This is a genomic window from Williamsia sp. 1135, assembly GCF_002095395.1.
GTDB lineage: Bacteria > Actinomycetota > Actinomycetes > Mycobacteriales > Mycobacteriaceae > Williamsia.
Genome location: NZ_MJEI01000095.1, coordinates 65,181 through 85,296 on the forward strand (window position 1 = coordinate 65,181; position 20,116 = coordinate 85,296).

The 20,116-nt window shown below is 65.1% G+C and carries 20 protein-coding genes; 6 read left to right on the forward strand and 14 right to left on the reverse strand.

Translation table 11 applies throughout. The features are described 5' to 3' along the window. Nucleotides 1-48: 48 nt before the first annotated feature. Nucleotides 49-3,282 (reverse strand): BTAD domain-containing putative transcriptional regulator, encoded by a 3,234-nt coding sequence (locus BFL43_RS15075; RefSeq protein WP_240498281.1) that lies wholly within the window; start codon nt 3,280-3,282, stop codon nt 49-51. Nucleotides 3,283-3,388: 106 nt separating this feature from the next. On the opposite strand from BFL43_RS15075, the gene BFL43_RS15080 reads away from it, so the two are divergent. After that, complete coding sequence (locus tag BFL43_RS15080; protein WP_084893335.1) at nt 3,389-4,258, forward strand: 1,4-dihydroxy-2-naphthoate polyprenyltransferase; 870 nt, start codon at nt 3,389-3,391, stop codon at nt 4,256-4,258. A gap of 70 nt (nt 4,259-4,328) precedes the next feature. Here the strand turns inward: BFL43_RS15080 and BFL43_RS15085 are convergent, their stop codons facing one another. From BFL43_RS15085 to BFL43_RS15115, 7 genes are all read right to left on the reverse strand, one after another. Further along, nucleotides 4,329-5,084: a Clp protease N-terminal domain-containing protein gene (locus tag BFL43_RS15085; RefSeq protein ID WP_346425970.1), complete on the reverse strand. Its 756-nt coding sequence runs from the start codon at nt 5,082-5,084 to the stop codon at nt 4,329-4,331. Nucleotides 5,085-5,147: 63 nt separating this feature from the next. Then, nucleotides 5,148-5,363, reverse strand: coding sequence for an RNA polymerase subunit sigma-70 (locus BFL43_RS15090; RefSeq protein WP_084893397.1), 216 nt, complete (start codon nt 5,361-5,363; stop codon nt 5,148-5,150). 123 nt (nt 5,364-5,486) lie between these two features. Next, nucleotides 5,487-6,356, reverse strand: coding sequence for a DUF559 domain-containing protein (locus tag BFL43_RS15095; protein WP_084893337.1), 870 nt, complete (start codon nt 6,354-6,356; stop codon nt 5,487-5,489). 144 nt (nt 6,357-6,500) lie between these two features. After that, entirely contained in the window at nt 6,501-9,041 is a 2,541-nt protein-coding gene (locus tag BFL43_RS15100; protein ID WP_240498282.1) for an FtsX-like permease family protein, read from the reverse strand. Next, nucleotides 9,038-9,706 carry an ABC transporter ATP-binding protein gene (locus BFL43_RS15105; protein ID WP_084893398.1) on the reverse strand — a complete coding sequence of 223 codons (669 nt, stop codon included), beginning with the start codon at nt 9,704-9,706 and terminating at the stop codon, nt 9,038-9,040. Before BFL43_RS15105 ends, BFL43_RS15100 begins: the two co-directional genes overlap by 4 nt. 43 nt (nt 9,707-9,749) lie before the next feature. Beyond that, complete coding sequence (locus BFL43_RS15110; protein WP_240498283.1) at nt 9,750-10,886, reverse strand: PLP-dependent cysteine synthase family protein; 1,137 nt, start codon at nt 10,884-10,886, stop codon at nt 9,750-9,752. Nucleotides 10,887-10,903: 17 nt separating this feature from the next. Then, nucleotides 10,904-11,332 (reverse strand): DUF4229 domain-containing protein, encoded by a 429-nt coding sequence (locus BFL43_RS15115; RefSeq protein ID WP_240498284.1) that lies wholly within the window; start codon nt 11,330-11,332, stop codon nt 10,904-10,906. A 267-nt stretch (nt 11,333-11,599) separates the two neighbouring features. Between BFL43_RS15115 and BFL43_RS15120 the strand changes: the two genes are divergently transcribed. The 3 genes from BFL43_RS15120 to BFL43_RS15130 all read left to right on the forward strand — a co-directional run bounded on the left by BFL43_RS15120 (nt 11,600) and on the right by BFL43_RS15130 (nt 12,908). Further along, nucleotides 11,600-11,878, forward strand: a complete 279-nt coding sequence (locus tag BFL43_RS15120) for a BldC family transcriptional regulator (protein WP_240498285.1) — start codon at nt 11,600-11,602, stop codon at nt 11,876-11,878. Between the two features lie 142 nt (nt 11,879-12,020). Then, on the forward strand, nt 12,021-12,266 hold the full coding sequence (locus BFL43_RS15125) for a hypothetical protein (RefSeq protein WP_084837306.1): 246 nt from the start codon (nt 12,021-12,023) through the stop codon (nt 12,264-12,266). Between the two features lie 219 nt (nt 12,267-12,485). Next, nucleotides 12,486-12,908: a helix-turn-helix transcriptional regulator gene (locus BFL43_RS15130; RefSeq protein ID WP_084893339.1), complete on the forward strand. Its 423-nt coding sequence runs from the start codon at nt 12,486-12,488 to the stop codon at nt 12,906-12,908. 12 nt (nt 12,909-12,920) lie between these two features. On the opposite strand, the gene ccsB is transcribed toward BFL43_RS15130, so the two are convergent. The 6 genes from ccsB to hemL all read right to left on the reverse strand — a co-directional run bounded on the left by ccsB (nt 12,921) and on the right by hemL (nt 19,143). Further along, entirely contained in the window at nt 12,921-13,892 is a 972-nt protein-coding gene (gene ccsB / locus BFL43_RS15135) for a c-type cytochrome biogenesis protein CcsB (protein ID WP_084893340.1), read from the reverse strand. A 39-nt stretch (nt 13,893-13,931) separates the two neighbouring features. After that, nucleotides 13,932-15,701 (reverse strand): cytochrome c biogenesis protein ResB, encoded by a 1,770-nt coding sequence (locus BFL43_RS15140; RefSeq protein ID WP_084893341.1) that lies wholly within the window; start codon nt 15,699-15,701, stop codon nt 13,932-13,934. Next, nucleotides 15,698-16,507, reverse strand: a complete 810-nt coding sequence (locus tag BFL43_RS15145) for a cytochrome c biogenesis CcdA family protein (protein ID WP_143695334.1) — start codon at nt 16,505-16,507, stop codon at nt 15,698-15,700. Before BFL43_RS15145 ends, BFL43_RS15140 begins: the two co-directional genes overlap by 4 nt. 5 nt (nt 16,508-16,512) lie before the next feature. Then, complete coding sequence (locus BFL43_RS15150; protein ID WP_240498290.1) at nt 16,513-17,049, reverse strand: TlpA disulfide reductase family protein; 537 nt, start codon at nt 17,047-17,049, stop codon at nt 16,513-16,515. A 136-nt stretch (nt 17,050-17,185) separates the two neighbouring features. Continuing rightward, nucleotides 17,186-17,818 carry a histidine phosphatase family protein gene (locus tag BFL43_RS15155; protein WP_084893342.1) on the reverse strand — a complete coding sequence of 211 codons (633 nt, stop codon included), beginning with the start codon at nt 17,816-17,818 and terminating at the stop codon, nt 17,186-17,188. Beyond that, nucleotides 17,818-19,143, reverse strand: coding sequence for a glutamate-1-semialdehyde 2,1-aminomutase (hemL, locus tag BFL43_RS15160; protein WP_206186682.1), 1,326 nt, complete (start codon nt 19,141-19,143; stop codon nt 17,818-17,820). The genes BFL43_RS15155 and hemL overlap by 1 nt, the downstream gene beginning before the upstream one ends. Nucleotides 19,144-19,302: 159 nt before the next feature. On the opposite strand from hemL, the gene BFL43_RS15165 reads away from it, so the two are divergent. Together BFL43_RS15165 and BFL43_RS15170 are read left to right on the forward strand one after the other, a co-directional pair. Then, nucleotides 19,303-19,638: a hypothetical protein gene (locus tag BFL43_RS15165; protein WP_143695335.1), complete on the forward strand. Its 336-nt coding sequence runs from the start codon at nt 19,303-19,305 to the stop codon at nt 19,636-19,638. Next, nucleotides 19,638-20,054 carry a hypothetical protein gene (locus BFL43_RS15170; protein WP_084893344.1) on the forward strand — a complete coding sequence of 139 codons (417 nt, stop codon included), beginning with the start codon at nt 19,638-19,640 and terminating at the stop codon, nt 20,052-20,054. The genes BFL43_RS15165 and BFL43_RS15170 overlap by 1 nt, the downstream gene beginning before the upstream one ends. Nucleotides 20,055-20,116: the final 62 nt, after the last annotated feature.

Here is a 20,116-nt window from a genome sequence, read left to right on the forward strand (position 1 = left end):
GGACAGGTGCAATCCCCGGCCAGCTCATCTGGCCGGGGATTGTCGTCCTCAGAAGTGTTCGCGCACTGATCTGTTCGCGATCTCGACCAGGTCCCGGGCGGCTTGCCGCCGGGAGTGATTCGCGACCTCGGATTCGATGCGTTCCCAGGCCGACGCCGACAATCCGGACAGCTCAGCGGCATCGCGGTCGAGATCGCGCAACGCCGGGTAATCACGGCGTCCCCGGAGACGGCGAGACAGCAAGAGCAAACGTGCGCCGTCCTGCGAACCCGGCCGGCGCAGACACAGCAAGGCTCCCAGGCACAACGACATCGAGCCGGCCTGCGGGATGTCGGCGGCCTGGGCTTTTCCGAACATGTAGTCGAGGTACTCCAACAACCTGTCGACGAGTGCGGCCACGGCGCCGACGTGGTCGACCCGCACCAATCCGGCGAGCGCCGCACAGAGCGCAAGACAACCCGACGGGTCTTGCCTCGGAAACGACAGTTCGGCGATCAGATAGTTCGCAGCCCGCGTGAACAGCTCGACCTCGAGGTGGACATCACCCTCGGCATGCGCCAATTCTGCTGCACAGAGCAATATTCCGGAGGTGACCTCCGGCTGCTCGCGGGGGTCGGGATCACTCGGACGCCACCCCCGGGCAAAGTCGATGAACGTGCGTCGGGCCTCCTCGACTTGGCCGTCGCCGATGAGCGCGCCCACCACGTATCCCATCGTCTGCCGGCTGTCCTGCTCGGCACCGATGCCGGCGAGCGTCTGCACTGCCTCCCGGTAGTGACGAGAGGCATTGACGTAGTCGGCGGATTGCCCGAGGATACTGCCGGTCTCGATCTGCGCGACTGCCATCGACCACTCATCACCACGCTCTTGTGCCAGCTCGTACGTTGTCTGCGCGTCGCGCATGGCGCCGTCGAGATCCCCAAGGTTTTCCCGCAGGTTCGCGCTCAGGGTCACCGCGACAGCCCGCACGAGCGCACTGTCGCTGCCACGACCGGCAACCAGCGCACGCATCGCCTGAATCAGACTGCGGCTCAGCGCAATCGACGACACGAAATCCATGGGCATGTCGAGGTAGCGATCGCTGCGGTACAGCGCCCGTAGTCGTATTCGCGCACGCGCCAGCGCCCGAAGATCGTGTGGATCGAACAACATGTGCGAACCGGCGAACACGTAGGTCATCTGCCAGATCTCGCGCTCCGAATCATCCATCCCGGCAGAGCCTTCTGGCGCATCATGTAGAGCATCCACCAGGCGCGGACCCCAGGCCGCCACTTCCGCGTGCAGTCCCCGCACCGCCCAGAAACCCGCCACCGCAGCGAAGATGGTGACCGCTGCCTGCGCCCAGCCGTCCGGACGGCGTTCCGGATCGGGATCGAGGGACCGCCGCAAGACCCACACGAAATTGTCGCTGTCGGCGGCGAGGGCCGACATCGCGAGCGCCTGCCTACCGGTCAGGAACGGCGACAGAAGGTCGTGTGCATGGTCGGTGGCCCAGCGGGTCATCGCCGCATCGATGACGTGGCTCATCCCTGCGGCAGTGAGCTTTTCCTCCCCGAACTCGCGCACGGTCTCGAGCATGCGATAGCGGACAGTTCCCGATTCGACCACGCTGAGCAGGGACTGGTTGACCAGGGCCTCGAGATTGTCGTCGAGTTCCGGGCCCGACAGGCCCGTCACCGCGGCCGCGGCCTCACGGGAGAACCCGCCAGGAAAGCGGCACAGCTGCTGCAGGGCCACCTGGGCAGGTTCGTCCAGCAACGCCCAGCTCCACTCGATCACCGCGTGCAACGTGCGGTGCCGCGTCGGCGACGACCGGCCACCTCCCCGCAACAGGGTGAACCGGGCGCTGAGGCCGTCGTAGATCTCCTGAACACTCAGGGTGCGCACCCGTGCGGCCGCGAGTTCGATGGCCAGTGGCAGGCCGTCGAGTGACCGGCAGAGCCTCGCGACCAGCGCGGTTTCGGTGACCGCCCCAGGGCGGATGGCGTGCGCCCGGGACTCGAAGAGATCTGTTGCCGCCGAGCCTGTTTCGTCGATGCGCAGCGGAGGCAGCTCGTAAACGGTCTCCGCGGTGAGCGCGAGCGGCGAGCGGCTGGTCGTCAGCACCCGAACGGTGTCGACGGCGGCGATCAGGTCGGCCGTGAGGGCTGCCGCGGCGTCGATGACGTGCTCGCAGTTGTCCAGGATCACGAGGGTGTCGGCGGTGAGTGCGTCGGCCAGACGCCTACGCAGGTCGGAATAGACCGCCTTCGGCCGACCGCCCGCGGAGACGTCCGACTCGCCGACGCCGAGCGTCGCCGCAACCGCCGCCAATACGTCGTCGTCACCTCGCACCGACGCGAGTTCGACGAAATAGACCTGTACGGCCTCATCGGCGAGCAGATGACCGATTCGATTGGCAATGCGGGTCTTTCCGGCGCCGCCGGGCCCCTGCACCGTGACCACCCGGGACTTCTTGAGCAGATCACACACGTTCTGGACGTCGATGTCGCGACCGAGGAGGGCGTTCGGTTCGGACGACAGGCCGATCGCTTTGACCGTCGGACGTGACGCCGATCTGACCGGCCCCTTCTGGTCGAGAACTTCTTGATGGAGTTCGAGCAGCTCGGGACCTGGGTCGGCACCGAGTTCGGTCGACAACGTCCGGCGCAGGCGCGCGAACACCGCCAGCGCCTCACCACCCCGTCCCAGTTGCGACAACGCACGGATCAGCGTGGCGTGTGCCGCCTCGTCCAGGGGATCTGCGTCACATCGCGCCTGGGCCAGTGCCCGTGCCGTTTCGAAATCGCCGTCAGACAATGCTTTTCGTGACCGATGGTCGTCGAGGTCGCCGGAGATACGGGCTGCGGTCTGCCGGACGGTCCGGGCGAGATCATCGTCGCCGAGATCGTCACCGGGCTCTCCGCGCCACAACACCGAGGCCGCACTCAGAGCCTCGCCCGACCCTTCGGCCAACAGGGATTGCGCTGCGAACACGTCGATGGCATCCGGGGGCAGCGTCAACCGGTACCCCAGGGGACCGGCTTCGATCGCGCCGTCGGGCAGTAGCGGTCGCAGCCGCGAGATCTGGGTGTGCAACGCCGACTGTGGGGACCGCGGGAGGTCGTCGCCCCAGACGCCGTCGATCAGCGCCGAGTGCGAACGCTGGCTGCCCGGGGTGAGGGCGAGGAGGCCCAGCAGGCGCCGGGCGCGGATTCCGGGGACGGGTCGCATTTGCCCGTTTCGGTCCACAATCGACACCGGCCCGAGTAGTCCGACGATCGGCGCTACTTGAACTGGCACGGTGTCCTCGCTGCTGGTGAGTGGTTTCTGCAGGTCAGGGGATGGTCTCTACACACTATCGGGTGCGGCGATCAGTCGTCGTGACCGCGTGCGGAAGGATACTGGCATGGCTTCCGCAGCGCAGTGGTTCGAAGGGTCGCGTCCTCGTACCTATCCGAACGCGATCGCACCCGTAATCGCCGGCACCGGCGCCGCCGGCTGGCTCGGCGACATCGTCTGGTGGAAGGCGGTGTTGGCACTGGTGGTGTCGGTGGCACTGATCATCGGCGTGAACTTCGCCAACGACTACTCCGACGGCATCCGCGGCACCGACGACGACCGCGTCGGCCCCATGCGGCTGGTGGGGTCGAAGGTCGCGACCCCACAGTCGGTGAAGACCGCGGCGATTGCCGCCTTCGCCGTGGCCGGGATCGCCGGCCTGGCCCTCGCGGTGACGAGTGCCTGGTGGCTGATCCTGGTGGGGCTCGGATGCATCGCCGCGGCCTGGTACTACACCGGGGGCCGTAACCCGTACGGGTACAGCGGCTTCGGTGAGATCGCGGTGTTCGTGTTCTTCGGATTGGTCGCGGTGTGTGGTACGCAGTTCGTTCAGGCCGAGACGATCGACTGGGTTGGACTGCTGTCCGCGGTGGCCGTCGGCTCGTACTCCAGCGCGGTTCTCGTCGCCAACAATCTGCGCGACATCCCCACCGACACCGAGTCGGGCAAGATCACCCTGGCAGTTCGACTGGGCGACAAGCACACCCGAACTCTGCATGCGGTCCTCGTCATCGTTCCGTCGGTCGTGTCACTGGTGTTGATCGCCGCCACGCCGTGGGCACTGCTCGGGCTGATCGCGGCGGCGCTGGCGTTCAAGGCCAACGCGCCGGTGCGAGGAGGTGCCGGCGGTCCGGCATTGATTCCCGCCCTCGCCCTGACCGGCCTCGCGATGCTCCTGTGGTCCATCGGCACCGCGGTCGGCCTACTCCTGGCCTAGCCCGATAATGGGCCCTTTTGGCGTTGTCCACCTGGGCGTTTGTTCGCCAAAAAGACCCATCTTCGGAGGGCTACTTGGCGTCTGCCCGCTGAACCGCCTCGCGCACGGCCTCGACCGTGGTCACCGATTCGATGAGCGCCTTGGAGGCTGCATCGCCGGTGGTGAGGATTCCGAGAAGGACGTCCTCTGCGATCAGTTCGCGATCGGCGTCGCGAGCGATGAGCGCTGCATGAGAGATCGCGGTCTTCGCGTCCTTCGAGAACCGAGGCCGGCGTACGCCACCCCGCGGTCCACGGCGGCCACGGCCGCCCTCCCAGGGTCCGCCGCGCTCCCACGGAGCTCCGTCATCACCCTCGGGACGTTCCCACGGTCCGTCTCCGGTCGGACGTTCCCATGGCCCCTCGCCCCGGCGACCACGCGGGCCCCCGTGCCGGTGACCACGTTCGCCACGACCTTCCGGTCCGCCGCGGCCACCCGGGCCACCTCGTCCGAGACCTCCCCGGCCACCGCGGCGTTTGCCCCAATTGTCCGTGATGTCATCGCCGAATGCGGATTTCACCGCCTCCCGAACCTTGTCGAGGTCGATGCCGATGGCCGCCAGGGCGTCCTTGTCTTCGGCGACCTGCTCTTTGTCCGGATCGACCTCGTGGGAGTCGTGGTACTCACGAACCACCTCACGGGCCTGAGCCAGGGTCAGGCCCTGCTCACCGAGTGTGTTGAACACCGAAGTCCTGGCGTTGCAGAGCATGCCGAGGATGAGGTGATCGTTGCCGAGAGTGGTGTGTCCGAGGTCGGCTGCCTCCTGATAGGCGAAAACCAGGGTCATCCTGTTTTCGCGCGTGAACTGGTGAAACATGTTGTCCCGCTTCCGTGTATGAGCGGCGGATGGTTACTCGCCGCGTGAATGCTTTTGGTGCACGGCTTGTCGACTCACCTGAAGGACGTCGGCGATGGCCCGCCAGCTCCAACCCTGTTGCCGGGCATTTGCGACCTGCACGTCTTCGAGACGGTCCGCCAGTGTTCGCAGCGCCCTGACCGCGGCCAGCCCTTTCGCCGGATCCCGATCTGCAACTGCTGTGGTGATGTCGTTCTTTTCGTCTTGCACGATTGTCAAGTTACCCTGACACAATCTTGTTGTCAACATTTATTGACACCGCCATCCCCCGCCCTCCGAAAGTGGGTCCTTTTGGCGAACAAAACCCCAGGTCGACGCCGCCAAACCAACCCATCATCGGGGTAGCCAGCCGCGAAGTAGCAGTTCTCGACGGAGTTGAGCAACGAACTCGTCGCGTCCTCGTCGGATATTCGAGGCGGTCACCGTGACCACGACCCAGCCCTCAGCGCGCAATCGATTCCAGCGTTCGAGGTCATGGGCATGCTGCTGGGCAGATCGATGGTGCTCTCCGTCGTATTCGACAGCGACCTTGAGATGCGGCCATGCCGCGTCAAGCCGATATCTACCGCACATCACCTCGTACTGCAGGACAAATCCATGAAAGTCCTCGTCGACGAGTATCAACCTCACCCGTGTCTCCCACGGAGATTCCGACAGCGGATCTGCGAGTTTCAGCGCGGTGATCGCTTTACCGATCCCCCAGTGCCGTTCCCACCGCTTCAGCACGCGCTCGACATCATCGACGAGAGAGGGGTGTGCGCGGATCATCGAGTCGAGGGCGGACACTGCGTCATCTCGAGAATTGAAGCGGCCGAGGTCGATCGCGGTTCGCGGAAGAGTCGTCACGAGTGAGTCGCCGAGCACCGTGTACTCGTCCGCTTCGAGTTGCACCCGCCTCACAGTCACTCCACGGAACCGTCGTCCATCAATGGGGACGATGACCTCGGGAAGTGCATCGGCCGGACGGTACGCGTTACCCCAGAGGTCAGCAGCTGACCACCCGCAGAGGATCCCAGGCAAGTTGACGTCGCTGCCCGGGTACGCCAGGCCGGCCGCGTAGCTCGACATCGTGAAGTCGACTGTCTGGTCCTTTCGAACCCATACGCCGCGAAAAAGCAGACGGTAGTTCTCGCGCAACTGATAGCGCGACATGATCGCCAACAACATCTCTACCCGCAACGGACCCGTCGGAAAATCCCCCATAGGGCGATTCTGACCGGACCGCCGAAGACGACAGGCCAGCAATTATCGGGTTATCCACAGCCCCGACCCCCGAAGATGTGCTGTTCTGGCGGAGCCGACCTGGGGTTTTGTTCGCCAAAAGGGCCCACTTTCGGGAAATCGGGATTACTCGGTGAGGATTGCTTCGCTGATGTTCATCCGGCCGGCGCGGGCGGCGGGGAAGAAAGCTCCGGCGAAACAGAGGGCGAATGCCGTGACGACATACAGGCCGATGACCAGTTGCGGCGAGTACTGCACCTGCACCGACGTCGTCTGCGTGAGGACCTTGTTGCCGACGATGTGCAGCCCGGTGCCCATCACGACCCCGAGCAGAGATCCGACCGCAGCGACCGCCGCCGCTTCCGCGAGCACCATCCGCTGCACGAATTTTCTCGACGCCCCCATCGCGCGCAGCACACCCAACTCGCGTTTGCGCTCGATCACCGACAGCAGCAACGTGTTGAGCAGGGCAATGGCCGCAACCACCGCGACGATCCATTGGATGGCGATCGCGAATGCGCCGGACTGTTCGACCGATGCCTTGGTGGCGTCGAGGCCCTCCTGGCCGGTGTAGACGTTGATAGGCATCGTGGTGGCGCGCGTGGCTGCCGCTTCGAGTTCGCTCCGAAGCTGCTCCTTGTCGACGCCGGGCGCTGCCGTCACCTGTAAGAAAGTGTCGCCTGGCCGGTTGAACCACTCTGACAGCAGCTTGTGGGAGATCGCGGCGGTGCCGGAGTTGACGGTCACGTAGTCGACCAGCTGTAGCACGGGCAGCGTGTGATAGCCGGTGGGAGAAGCGATCTCGACGTCGTCACCGGTCGTGACCCCGAGGTTGCTCGCCAGGGTGCGCGACATGATGATGCCGCGACCGGCGAGCACTTCGTCGATCACTCCCGGTGAGCCCTTGCGGATGAACGGCGCACTCGTGCCGGGACTCAAGCCCTGGAACATCACCCGCGACTCACCGACATTGATCGAGGCCCACTGGCCGCCCACGACTTGTTCGACCCCGGGTACCTGCGCCGCCGCGGCAGTGACGGCCGGATCGATGATCGGGCCGTCGGGTATCGACGACTTCTCCTGCGACGACACGTAGAAGTCGGTGTCGGCGAGCCCGTCCAACGAGGCGGTGATCGACGACACCAGGTTGTTCATGACACCAGAGGTGCACAGTCCCACCGTGATCGCGACGGCAACCGTCATCAGGGTCGCCCACGCCCGACGCGGCGCCCGCTCCGTGTTGACGGCGCTGAGGGTGCCGGGCCCGCCGAGCCGGCCGGCCAATGCACTGACTGCGGCGACTAGAGGTTTCGTGATGGCAAAGGCGACCAGCAGCATGCCGATACAGAACACGATGCCGGCGGTCGCGACGACCTGCCCCTTGATCGTGTTCGCCATGATCCAGCCGAGGACGATCAGCGCGATACCCAGGACCGCGCAGACCTTCACCGCGACCCCGCGCCCCGGCCGCTCGTCGGCGGCCGCGCTACTGGACATCGCCTCGATCGGGGACACCGTGAAAACCGACCGAGCAGCCAGCACGCTTGCGCCGCAACAAGCCAGCACGCATGCGATCACTGCGGCGGGGGCGGCGTACACCGGCAGACCGAACTCGACCGTGGCTCCGTACGACGACAGGACGTCGGGCAGTTGCCCGATCGCCCAGCGGCCCGCCAACACGCCCACGGGCACGCCGATCAGGCCACCCACCAGACCGAACAACGCGGCCTCGCCGATCAGATCGGCGACCAGCGGACCGCGTCTGCCACCGAGCGCGCGGATCATCGCGATGGACGACCGTCTCGACGCCACCGCCATGTTCATGGTGTTGAACACCAGGAATCCCGCGATCACCAGTGAGATCAGCGAGACCAGCAAGGTCGAGTTCCGGGTCACCGAGCTTGCGGTCTCCGCCTGCTTGGCCCGAAAATCCGGGTTGACCACGACAGCGCGGCCCTCCACCACAGAGTTCAGCTGCTCACGTAACTGCTCGGTGGTGGTGCCGGGTTCCTTGGTCACCAGGATCGAATCGACCCTGCCCTCGTGTGCCGTCAGCTCTTGCGCCAGTCCGAGGTAGGCGAAGATGAACCGGCCGCTATTGATGGTGTCCGCCTCGGGAGCGTCGATCACCGTGGTGACCGTGGTCTGCACGCCGTTGATCGAAACCTGTTGGCCTTTTCGCAATCCGGTGTTCTTGCCGACGCTGATGCCCGACATCAGCGTGGTGAGATCGGTGCCCTCGCCGCCCGCTGCCTTCGACACCGCATCGCGGAGGCCGCCGCTGATCGCGGTGATGTTGTTGTCGCTGCCGAGCACCGTGGTTCGTTCACCGTCGACGAATACGGGGCTGTTGATCAGCGGCACAACGCTTCTCGCCGCAGGGACGTCCCGACGGATCTCGCCCAGCAGCTCGTCGCTGACCCCGGAGTCGACGATGCCGGCGATCTCGAGGTCTGCGGTGCCGGAGATGGTCGCGCTGAGCTTCTGCACCGACGCGGTCAGCGAGCCGTAGGTGCCCAGCACCGCCACGAGCAGCGCAGAAGAGACGACCACGACGAGCAGCGAGGTGGTGACCCGCAGACGATGACCGAGCAGTTCGCGGATGTTGACGAGCCTGATCCTGGTGAATCCCGCACCGAGCGATCCCAGTGGCCGTGGCAGGTTCACTCCTCGATCTTCCCGTCCCGCACGGTGATCGTCCGATCGGCGTGTGCGGCCGCCTTGTTGTCGTGTGTGACCATCACCACGAGCCTGCCGTCGCCTTCGCGGCTCACCTCGGTCAACAGCTCCAGGATCGATTCACCGGTATGAGAATCGAGGTTGCCGGTCGGTTCGTCGGCGAGCACGATCCGCGGACTCATGATCAGTGAGCGGGCAATCGCCACCCGCTGCATCTGTCCACCGGAGAGCTCCGACGGGCGGTGCTTCTCCCGATCGCCCAGCCCCACCCGTTCGAGCAGTGCGATGGCCTCGGATTTGGCCGACCGCAACGACTTTCCGTCCAGCAACCGCGGCAGGGCCACGTTCTCCCACGCCGACATGGTGGGGATCAGGTTGAAGAACTGGAAGATGAATCCGATCCGATGCCTGCGGAACTCGGACTGCTGCTCTTCGGACAGCGACCCGAGATCGAGTCCGTCGACGACGATGGACCCCGAATCCGGCACGTCGAGCGCACCGAGCACGTGCAGCAGCGTGCTCTTACCCGCCCCGGACGGTCCGACGATCGAGACGAACTGCCGGGCCTGCAGCGTCAGGTTCAGGCCGTCGAGCGCGCGGACGCGTTGCTCACCCATTTGATACTCGCGCACCAGATCGACCGCCTCGACCATGGGACGGGCGCCGGGCGCGTGCGTCCCGACGATCTGCGACTGTTCACTCACTCCACTCTCCGGTGGTGAAGAACTCATCCAGCATCCCCTCTGCACGGCCGAGGTCCAGGCCTTTTTCGGCCAGCCACTCGTCGTTGTAATACGTTCCGGAGTAGCGATCGCCGCCGTCACACAACAGTGTGACAACACTGCCCGGTCGACGCTGCGCCCGCATCTCGGCGATCAGCCGCAGCGCTCCCCACAGGTTGGTGCCCGTCGAGCCGCCGACCCGCCTGCCGAGGGTCTCGCTGGCCCGGCGCGCGGTCGCGATACTGGCGTCGTCGGGGACCGACATCATGCGGTCGATGACCTGCGAGATGAAGGATGGTTCGACGCGCGGCCTGCCGATGCCCTCGATACGTGACCCGGTGTCCGAACCGGCATCGGGATCACCGTCCCGGTAGGCCGGGAAGAAGGCCGAGTTCTCCGGGTCGACCACACACAGCCAGGTCTCGTGCCTGCGGTAGCGGATGAAACGCCCGATGGTCGCGGAGGTGCCGCCGGTGCCCGCACCGACCACGACCCAGGTGGGCACCGGGAACTCCTCCTGGGCGAGCTGCGTGAAGATCGATTCGGCGATGTTGTTGTTACCGCGCCAGTCGGTGGCCCGTTCGGCCATCGTGAACTGGTCGATGAAGTGCCCGCCCGTTTCGTCGGCGAGCCGCTGCGCCTCCGAGTACACCTCGTCCGAGCGGTCGACGAAGTGGCAGCGACCGCCGCGTCGCTCGATGAGCGCGACTTTTGCCGGCGACGTGCTCCGCGGCATGACTGCGATGAACGGCACCCCGATCAACTGGGCGAAGTACGCCTCGGACACCGCGGTGGACCCTGAGGAGGCCTCGATGACCGTGGTCCCCTTCAGAATCCAACCGTTGCATAGGGCGTAGAGGAACAGTGACCGCGCAAGTCGGTGCTTTAGCGATCCCGTGATGTGGGTGCTCTCGTCTTTCAGGTACAGCGAGATTCCGGTGTTCCCCGCGTCGGTGTCCCACCGCGACCACTCCGGCAGTGGGTACCGCAGCAGATGCGTATCTGCGCTACGGGTGGCATCGGCGTCGATCAGGCGAACCGCGTTGTCCACCCAGCCGCGGTCGAACCGGTGATCCACATCGAGTGTGCGAGGTACTCCTGCTGTGTCCACTGGTCCGCCCCTGGTTGTCATGCCTCGCCAGAACCCTTGGACTTGTCGTTGCCCTCAGGCTTGGATGATTCCTGGCCGCGCAACCGCGCGGTGAGGTTCTCGCGCTGCGCCTTGCGGCCGGCGTCCACGGTGGCGATGCCGACGTTGACGCGGTCACGCAGGCCCTTGAAGAGCACCATCCCCAACGGCAGCGCGATGATCACCGCGAAGAATGCGGCGACGAGGACCGGCACGTCGATGCCCACGACGTTCCCGAGCAGGTAGATGCCGGCCGCCAAGGCGATGACCAGAGCGATACGCGCCCCCGTGAACAGCGCCAAGTCCACCGCGAGTCGACGGCCGGCTCCCGGCGACGGCGTGACAGGCGCCGCAGGAGCCTGCTTCTTCGCCGATGATTTCTTGGCCACAGGTTTCTCGCCTTCCGGGTTCATACCTTCTGAGTTCATGCCTTCTTACTTCATGCCTTGGGAGGGGCGACCTTCTTCCCCGCTCACGCCCATGACCTTACTTCGGCCACAGACAGAGCCCGAAACGTCCACCTTTGCAATCCCTTTACTAACAGCTAACTATTCGAATACCTGGGCATTTGGGTGTAACCATGAGTCGCGGTCTCCAGCAGCCCTGCAGGAGCGGCACGAACAACTATGCGCCATCGACAGACGCCGTCAGGTGTCACGGCGCAGCACGACAGGCCAGACTCGATAGGAGCAGCGATGACCTTTGCAAGCCCCCTTGGACCGAGAATTCCCGGCCCCGGCACCACCGGAGCCTCTCCCCTGAGTCCCCAGCCCCTCAGTCCACAGACAGCGAGCCAGCACACCCTGACGCCCGGCCAGGTCGCCGCCATGTTCAACGTGAATCCGAAGACCGTCGCACGCTGGGCAAGCTCCGGCCTGCTCGGCGCCATCCGTACCCCCGGCGGTCACCGTCGCTTCCGCGAAGCCGACGTCGTCGAACTACTCAATCGCCGCACCCCCGCCCACGGGGCCTGAGAACACACCTCTCTCACCCATCGAGCGCCGCTTTTCAGCTTCCGAGCACGCCGACCGCACGCCGCGGTCGGCGTGCTCGCGTATGTGCACTTGTCGGCTCCCGTAGCCTGGGTTTGTCGGCTTTGATTCTGGAGGTGCCGCAATGATCTACCTGCTTGCCATCATCGGCCTGTTGGCACTGACGTACCTGGCCTGGCGCGCTTTCGGCCCAGACGCCGTGGCAGGGCGCGGAGAGGGTGAAACCCGTCCGACGCGACGCCAGATGCCCCGCGGACCGGTTGGTCCGGATGACGATCTCGAATTTCTCAATGACCTGGACCGCAAGGCACGCGATAAAGATCCAAAATATCGGGCAGACGGTGACGATCGGCCTAGTTCTACCGACTGACCTGCACAACCGTCCAGAAATCATTGACCCGGCGTCCAACGTTCAACGGACGCGTCTGCCAGAAAAGTTCACGATAACCCGTCGTCAGATTAACTTTGACAACCCAACATAAGTTGGGTCATCCCGGTAGCCACTTTGCGACCTTTAAAGGTAGAGTCTCAATCTAGTTCGACCGTGGCACACCGCCGCAGTCAAATCAGAGGTCTGGGAGTTAGAGAAGTGGCTGCTGTACACGACGGAAAAAGCTTTGCCGACCACCTGAACGAACTGTTCAACACAGTTCGCGACGAAAACGGAATCCCTTACACCGGCAAGAAGATTGCGCTGAAGGCCAACCAGCTCGGATACACGCTGAGCGACGCCTACATCTCGCAGTTGCGCACCGGGAAGGCGAAGACGCCGTCGTTCCGGACGGTCGAAGCGATCTCCCGCGCGTTCGAGATCAGCGTGACCTACTTCCTCACCGACCCGGACGAGGACCTCAAGCGAGTCGAGCAGCAGCGCGAGTACGTACAGATGGCTGCCGAGACCGGCGCCCACCTCGCCGCGTTCCGGCATGAAGCGATCTCGACCGACACCCTCGACGTGGTGATCGAACTTCTCAAGGTCGTCAAGAAGCAGCAGAACGACCGCGTGTCGTAGAGCCCGTCTGGCTCACAGTCCGGCGTACGAGTGCAGGCCGGAGACCACCAGGTTGATGATGAACAGGTTGAACAACATGGCCACGAAACCGGCGATGTTGATCCATGCCGCGGCCGTGTTCCGCCACCCGGCGGTCGCACGGGCGTGCAAGTACGCGGCGTAGATCACCCAGGCGATGAACGACACCGTCTCCTTGGGATCCCAGCCCCAGAATCGACCCCACGCGGCTTCGGCCCAGATCGCACCGCAGATGACGCCGAGACCGAACAGTGGGAACGCGAACACCACGGTCTTGTAGGCCAACCGATCGAGGGTCTGCGCCGACGGGACCCGTTGCAGTACCCGGCCCCAGAACTTGTCACTGGGGTTCGGGTACTTCAGTTTGAGCAGGTAGAGAATGCTCGCCACGCCGGACACCAGGAACACCCCGGAGCCGACCGCGACAATCGAGACGTGGATCGCCAGCCAGTACGACTTGAGCGCCGGGACCACCGGTGCAGCGTTCGTGTAGAGGTAGGTGCCGGCGATGAACAGCAGCACCACCACGGGCAGCAACACGAACCCGAGCAGCGGGCGGTACTCGCGCTTCCGCAAGACCACCAGCGCGGCCACCATGCCCGCGGCGCACGCGATCGAGACGAACTCGTACATGTTGCCCCACGGAGCGCGCCCGGTTGCGAAGCCGCGCAACGCGATCGAGCCGATCTGCAACACCGTGGCAAGCAGGACGACGCCGTAGGCCATCTTCGCAAGGCGGTCGCCCAGCGGTGCCTTGCCGGAAGATTCGAGCTTGCCCGGGGTCCGGACGTCGTCGGTCATCACCGGCGCCGGGCCACCCGCGGCGACGAGCTGGTCGGCCTTCTCGACGACCTGCCGTTTACTCGCGAGCGCAGCCAGAAACATGACCATCGCCAGCACGTACACGGTCAGCGCGGTGCCGTAACACAGATCCGAATACCGGGACAGGGTCTCATCGACGTCCATCGGTCACCTTCTCCCAGTCATTCATCTCGTGCGTCCTTCTCACTTCGTCTTCTTGCCGCTCGGGGTCTTCTTGCCGCTCGGGGTCTTCTTGGGTTCGAGGCCCAGTAGATCGGCCACCATGTCGGGGAACCCCTCACCCCAACCGGCCTGGTCGGTGCGGGCGAGGCCGGCCATCTCTACTACAGACCGTCGCACACCCAGAGTAGAGGGATCGACATGGCTGTGAGGAGCCGGCTCCTCCGCGGACGTCGGGGCCCGCGGCACGGCATCCCCGGACCGCGACTCGGTCAGCGGCGTGATCCTCGCCCAGACGCGGCGTCGTTTGATCAGCAACGAGACCAGCAGACCGGCCAGCATCGCGATCGCCGACACCAGCACCCAGTTCTGCGCCGGATCGTGCGACACCTGTAGCGAGACCCACCGCTGGTAGCCGTCGAACTGCACCGTGGTGCCGTCTTCGAGTCGCGTCTGCTCACCTTGCTGCAGGTTGACGCGCTCTTTCTTGAGCAGTCGGCCCTGGTTGATCAAATTGACGTCGAGGCTGAAGACGTTCTGTGGCCGGCCGGTGTCGAGGCCGGTGTCGCCCTGGTAGACGTCGATCGCCACGGCCGGGTTCTCCGGCAGCGGGAACGACGACGTCATGAGGCCGCCGTGGAACACCGCGGTCGGCGCGAAAAGACCCTCCAGCGCGATCTGATGCTTGCGGCGCTCGTCCTCGTTCGGATAGAGCCCGGCAGGGGTGTCGAAACGGGCGGCGCCGCTCGACATCATCGTCTGCAGTTCGTTGGGCTGGAAGGGCACGGTCTGGGTCCGGGTCTCCCCGTTCGGGAACGTGACCGTGAACGTCGGGGCGAATCCGTTGCCCAGCAGGTAGATCCGGTCACCCGCGATGCGCAGCGGATGATTCACCTGGACATCGCTCTCTTGCCACTCGTCGTTGTCGATGTCCTCGCCGACCTGATAGCGGATCTTCGCGCTGTACATGTCGGGCTGGCCGGAGGGCAGGAAGTCGGCGTCGAACGAGTCGATCTGCATGCAGAACTCGTTCAGGTTGGTGCCGTCGACGAGGTTGCCCGCACGGAACGAGTCGTACACCGCGGTCGAGGTGTTGCAGAGGCCTTCCTGACCGTCCGCCACCAGGATGCGGGTGCCCTCGTAGCCGAACATCTTGCCCGCTGCAATCGAGACCAGCAGTGCGAGCAACGCGAAGTGGAACACCAGGTTGCCGAACTCACGCAGGTATCCCTTTTCGGCGGAGACCTCGACAACCGTGACCACGGTGCCGTCGACCTGCTTGCGTTCGACGGTGCGGGTGGTCTTGCGCCAGCCGCGCAGCCCACCGTTGATCTTGGCGGCGATCTCGTCGGGAGTGCCGTCGATCTCGTGGCTCTCGTGGCGTGGCAGGCGTGCCAGGTTGCGTGGGGCAGGCACGGGTCGGGCGCGCAGCGACTTCGCGTGCTCGATCATCCGCGGCGTGAGGCAGCCGACGAGTGAGATGAACAACAGCGCATAGATGGCGGTGAACCAGATGCTCGAGAAGACCTCGTACATGCCGATCTTGTCGAAGAACTCGCCGACGACACCGTGATCGGCGATGTACTGCTCGGTTTTCGTCTCGTTCAGCGACCGCTGCGGGAGCAGCGCGCCGGGGACGGCCGCCAGGGCGAGCAGGAACAGCAGCGCGAGCGCGGTGCGCATGGACGTCAACGAGCGCCACAGGTTACGTGCAGGCCAGAGCACGTATCGCTTGATCGGGTTGGGTCGTGGGAGCTTGCCCGGCTGCGGCGAGCGAGTTGCGGTGGCCGTCATATCGGCAACACCGTGTCGGTGACGAACGCGTCGCGAACCCAGACGATGAACTGATCCCACAGTCCGGTCACCAGTGCCACGCCCACGACAACCAGTAGTACACCTCCGAAGACCTGGATGGCCCGGGCGTGGTTCCGCATCCAGCCCACAGCCCGCAGAGCCCAGGCCGAACCGAAGGCGAGCAGCACGAACGGCAACCCCAGGCCGAGGCAGTAGAAGATGATCAGCGTCACCCCGCGGGCCGCGGTGGCGCCCTCGGTTCCGCTGGCGGTGGTGATGACCGCGGCGAGTGTCGGACCCAGGCACGGCGTCCAGCCGAGGGCGAAGACCGCGCCGAGCATCGGGGCACCGACGAGATTCGACACCAGCCGAGGATGGAACCTGGCGTCGCGTTGCAGGATCGGGATGAGTCCGATGAAGACCAGGCCCATGATGATCGTGATCACTCCGCCGACCCGTTGCAGCAGTTCACGATTGAGGATGAACGTGCTGGTGATTCCGAACACCGACGCCGTCGCCAGCACGAAGACGACCGTGAACCCGAGCACGAACAGCAATGCCGCACCGGTGACCCTGAGCCTGCCGGCCTTTCGCGATTCCTGCGACGAGGTGGCAGGCGCCTCCGCACCGACCAATCCGGCGAGATACGACAGGTATCCGGGCACCAGCGGGACCACGCACGGTGAGGCGAACGACACCAGACCGGCGAGCATGCAGGCGCCGAGGGCGAGTAACAGCGGACCACTGGAAACGGTGTCGGAGAAGCTCTCTCCCACACCCGCGAGGTTCGTCGTCGCCGAAATCACTGCAATCAGCTCTTCTCGGCGGCGATCCGCTCGACAACCGGCTGCAATTCGTCGGCAGTGATCGCCTTGAGGAACACCGCGGCAGCCCGATGGTCACGGTCGAGGACCAGCGTGGTGGGAACCACCGAGGTCGGGGTCGTGAGCTTCGCCAGTGTGCGCCCTGGATAGTCGAAGATCGACGGGTAGGTGACCTCACGGTCTTCGACGAAGTCGCGGGCCGAATCCTGGCGATCACGGAAGTCGATGCCCAGGAACGCGACCCCGGAGTCCTTCGTGTTGGCGTACACCTCTTCGAGCGCTTCTGCCTCACCCCGGCAAGGCCCGCACCATGAGCCCCAGACGTTGATCACGACCACCTGACCGGCGAAGTCGTCGAGGCTGATCGTCTTGCTGTCGTCGAGCAGATCCGGCCCCGAGATGTTCGACACGGTGCCGCGATCGGCAGGCGGATCGTAGAAGATCACGGTTTTGCCGCCCGGCGAGACGAACTCGAACGTATCGCCCTGTCGCACAGCGTCGTCACCGGTGCTACACGCGGTCATCACGACGAGCGTGACGACGGCGAGGACGATCAACCAACACAGTCGCCAACCCAAAGGGGCCAACATGCGCGTTTCGCTGCGCTCACGGCCGGACTCCATCAAGATCTACTGCTCCATCAGAATCTACCGGGCTCCCTCAGGCTCCCGTGGCGAGCGGATCCGAGGCACCGGCCGGTTCGGAGTACACGATGTCAACCAACGCATCACCGTCGTACAACAGGCTCGTCAACGACGCGAGCGAGCATTGCCGCTTACGCGGATCGTGCCAGAGACGTTGTCCCTCAAGGAATCTGCGGAGCGTGTACACAGGCAACTGGTGGCTCACGCAGATCGCCTCATGACCTTTGGCTTCTTCGCGGGCCTTGTTGGCCACTGCCAGCATGCGATGGGCCAATTGGATGTACGGCTCGCCCCAGCTCGGGGTGAACGGGTCGCGGAGCTTGGCCCAGTGTCGGGGCCGTCGCAGAGCGCCATCGCCGACCGAGACCCGCAGGCCTTCGAATGTGTTGTCGGCCTCGATGAGCCCGTCGTCCGTGATGATCTCAAGTCCGTGGGACGTCGCGACCGGGGTCGCCGTCTCCTGGGCACGCTGCATCGGTGAGGCGAAGACGTGGGTGATGTCGTGATCGGCGAGCGCGTCGGCGACCTTCTGGGCCTGTGCGGCACCGAGGTCGGACAGGTGGAAACCCGGAAGGCGACCGTAGAGGATGCCGTCGGGGTTGTGTACTTCCCCGTGCCGCATCATGTGCACGATGGTGCGCTGCTGCATCAATTCTCCTTCCGAGCACGTGCAGCTGCGGTCGCAGCCGCCGGAAGTGCATCGGCGATGACACCGAAAGCATCCCTGTCCAGCGCCGCGGATACAAACCAAGCCTCGAAGGCGCTCGGCGGCGGGTAGACCCCCGCGTCGAGCAACGCATGGAAGAACGGTGCAAAACGCCAGGTCTCGGAGTTTTTGACGCCTGCGTAGTCGGTGATGGGCGTGCTCGGGTCAGTAGTGAAGAACACGCTCACGAGGTTCCCGGCGTACTGCACCCGGTGGCCTACGCCCTCGGCCGTCAAAGCCTCGCCGATGAGGTCGCCCAATTGCTTGGAATTGGCGTCGAGCGCGGCGTAGACGGCGTCGTCGGCGTGCCGCAGGGTCGCGAGTCCGGCGGCGACCGCAACAGGGTTTCCGGACAGGGTGCCCGCCTGGTAGACCGGGCCCGCCGGAGCGAGGTAGGCCATGATGTCGGCGCGGCCACCAAACGCGGCGGCAGGAAGGCCACCACTCATCACCTTGCCGAAGGTGTAGAGGTCGCCCGCCACACCCTCGAGTCCGAACCAGCCCGCCTTGCTCACACGGAAGCCGGTCATCACCTCGTCGATGATCAGGAGTGCGCCGTCTATCGACGTGATGTCTTTGAGGCCCTGGTTGAAGCCGTCGTGCGGGGCGATCGCGCCCATGTTGCCCGCGGCGGCCTCGGTGATGATCGCGGCGATCTCGCCGGGGTAGGTCGCGAACGTCTCGCGGACGGCATCGAGGTCGTTGTAGGGCAGGACGATGGTGTCCTGGGCCTGGGCGCCGGTGACGCCGGGTGAGGTCGGCAGGCCCAGAGTGGCGACGCCGGAGCCCGCGTCGGCGAGCAGAGCGTCGACGTGTCCGTGATAGCAGCCGGAGAACTTGATGATCTTCGTGCGGCCGGTGAATCCGCGCGCGAGCCGGACCGCCGACATCGTCGCCTCGGTTCCGGAGTTGACCAGCCGAACCTGCTCCACCGGATCGACGCGCTTGATGATCTCCTCGGCGAGGTCGATCTCCGCCTCGGTCGGTGCACCGAACGACAGACCCGTGGTCGCGGCCTGCTGTACCGACTCGACGATCGCGGGGTGGGCATGGCCCAGGATCATCGGCCCCCAGCTCGAGACCAGGTCGACGTAGCTGTTGCCGTCGGCGTCGTTCAGCCGGTAACCCGAGGCGCTGGAGATGAACCGTGGGGTCCCTCCGACGGCACTGAAGGCACGAACGGGCGAGTTCACGCCGCCGGGAATGGCGCGGGACGCGCGCTCGAAGAGTTGCGCTGAACGATCGGTGGCATACGACACGACCTCCAGTGTGGCAAACGCTGCGATGTGACCCGTCCCATGCAGCCTCCCCACCCCGATGATGTGCCCTTTTTGCGAACGTTTTCCCAGGTGGGGGCCGCCACAACAGCACATCATCGGGGTTCGCGTGACTCGACGGGTCAGCGTTGGAGGGCTGGTTTAAGCTTCGTGAAAACAATCGAGGCCGGGGGGCTTGTTGTGGGGGAACTGTTCGCGGCTGACGAGGTCGACACCATTCACGGGGTCGGCACCAAGATGACCACCATCGCCGGTGAGGTCCGAGGGATCACCGTGGCACCCGGGTTTGCAGCAGTGGCGAGCGCAATGACCGGGTCGGCTCTCGCGGGCGCGTGCGCGGGTAAAGACAATCTCTTGGTCGACTTGTTGAGCAGGGCTGCGGGCCGCGTCGAGCAGATCGGTAATGCTTGCACGGATACCGGCATCGACCTGATCGATACCGAGGAGGAGTCGGCGAGCGGGTTCCGCGCGTTGGGCGACTTCTGATGGGGCGTCCCTCCAAGTCCACCGTGGCCGGATGGAATCTGTCGGCGCTGCGAACACAGGCCGCCGGCCTCATCGACGGAGCGTCCGATCTGCGGACCCAGACGCAGACGATGCTCGACGCCGCACAGGACGCGGCCGGGAAATGGGTCGGTGAATCGCAGCGTGCCTGTGAGCAACGTGCATTGTCCGACCAGGCGGAGATCAACAAACTCGGGTCCGACATCGACCGCGCCGGCAACATCTTGAACAACACCGCCAACGCGATCTCTCCGAACCGATCCACCGCGTTGTCGCGCGTCGATGGTCTCGAACAGGACGATTTCCGCGTCGACGACGACTGGTCCGTCCACGAGACGCGAAATTACGCAGGCGCATTGCAGCAGCCGAGCAGAGCAGCGCTGAGTACAACACACTGATCGCCGAGCGTGACCGGCGATTCAACGACGCCATCAATTCGACGATTTCGCTGCAGGCCCTC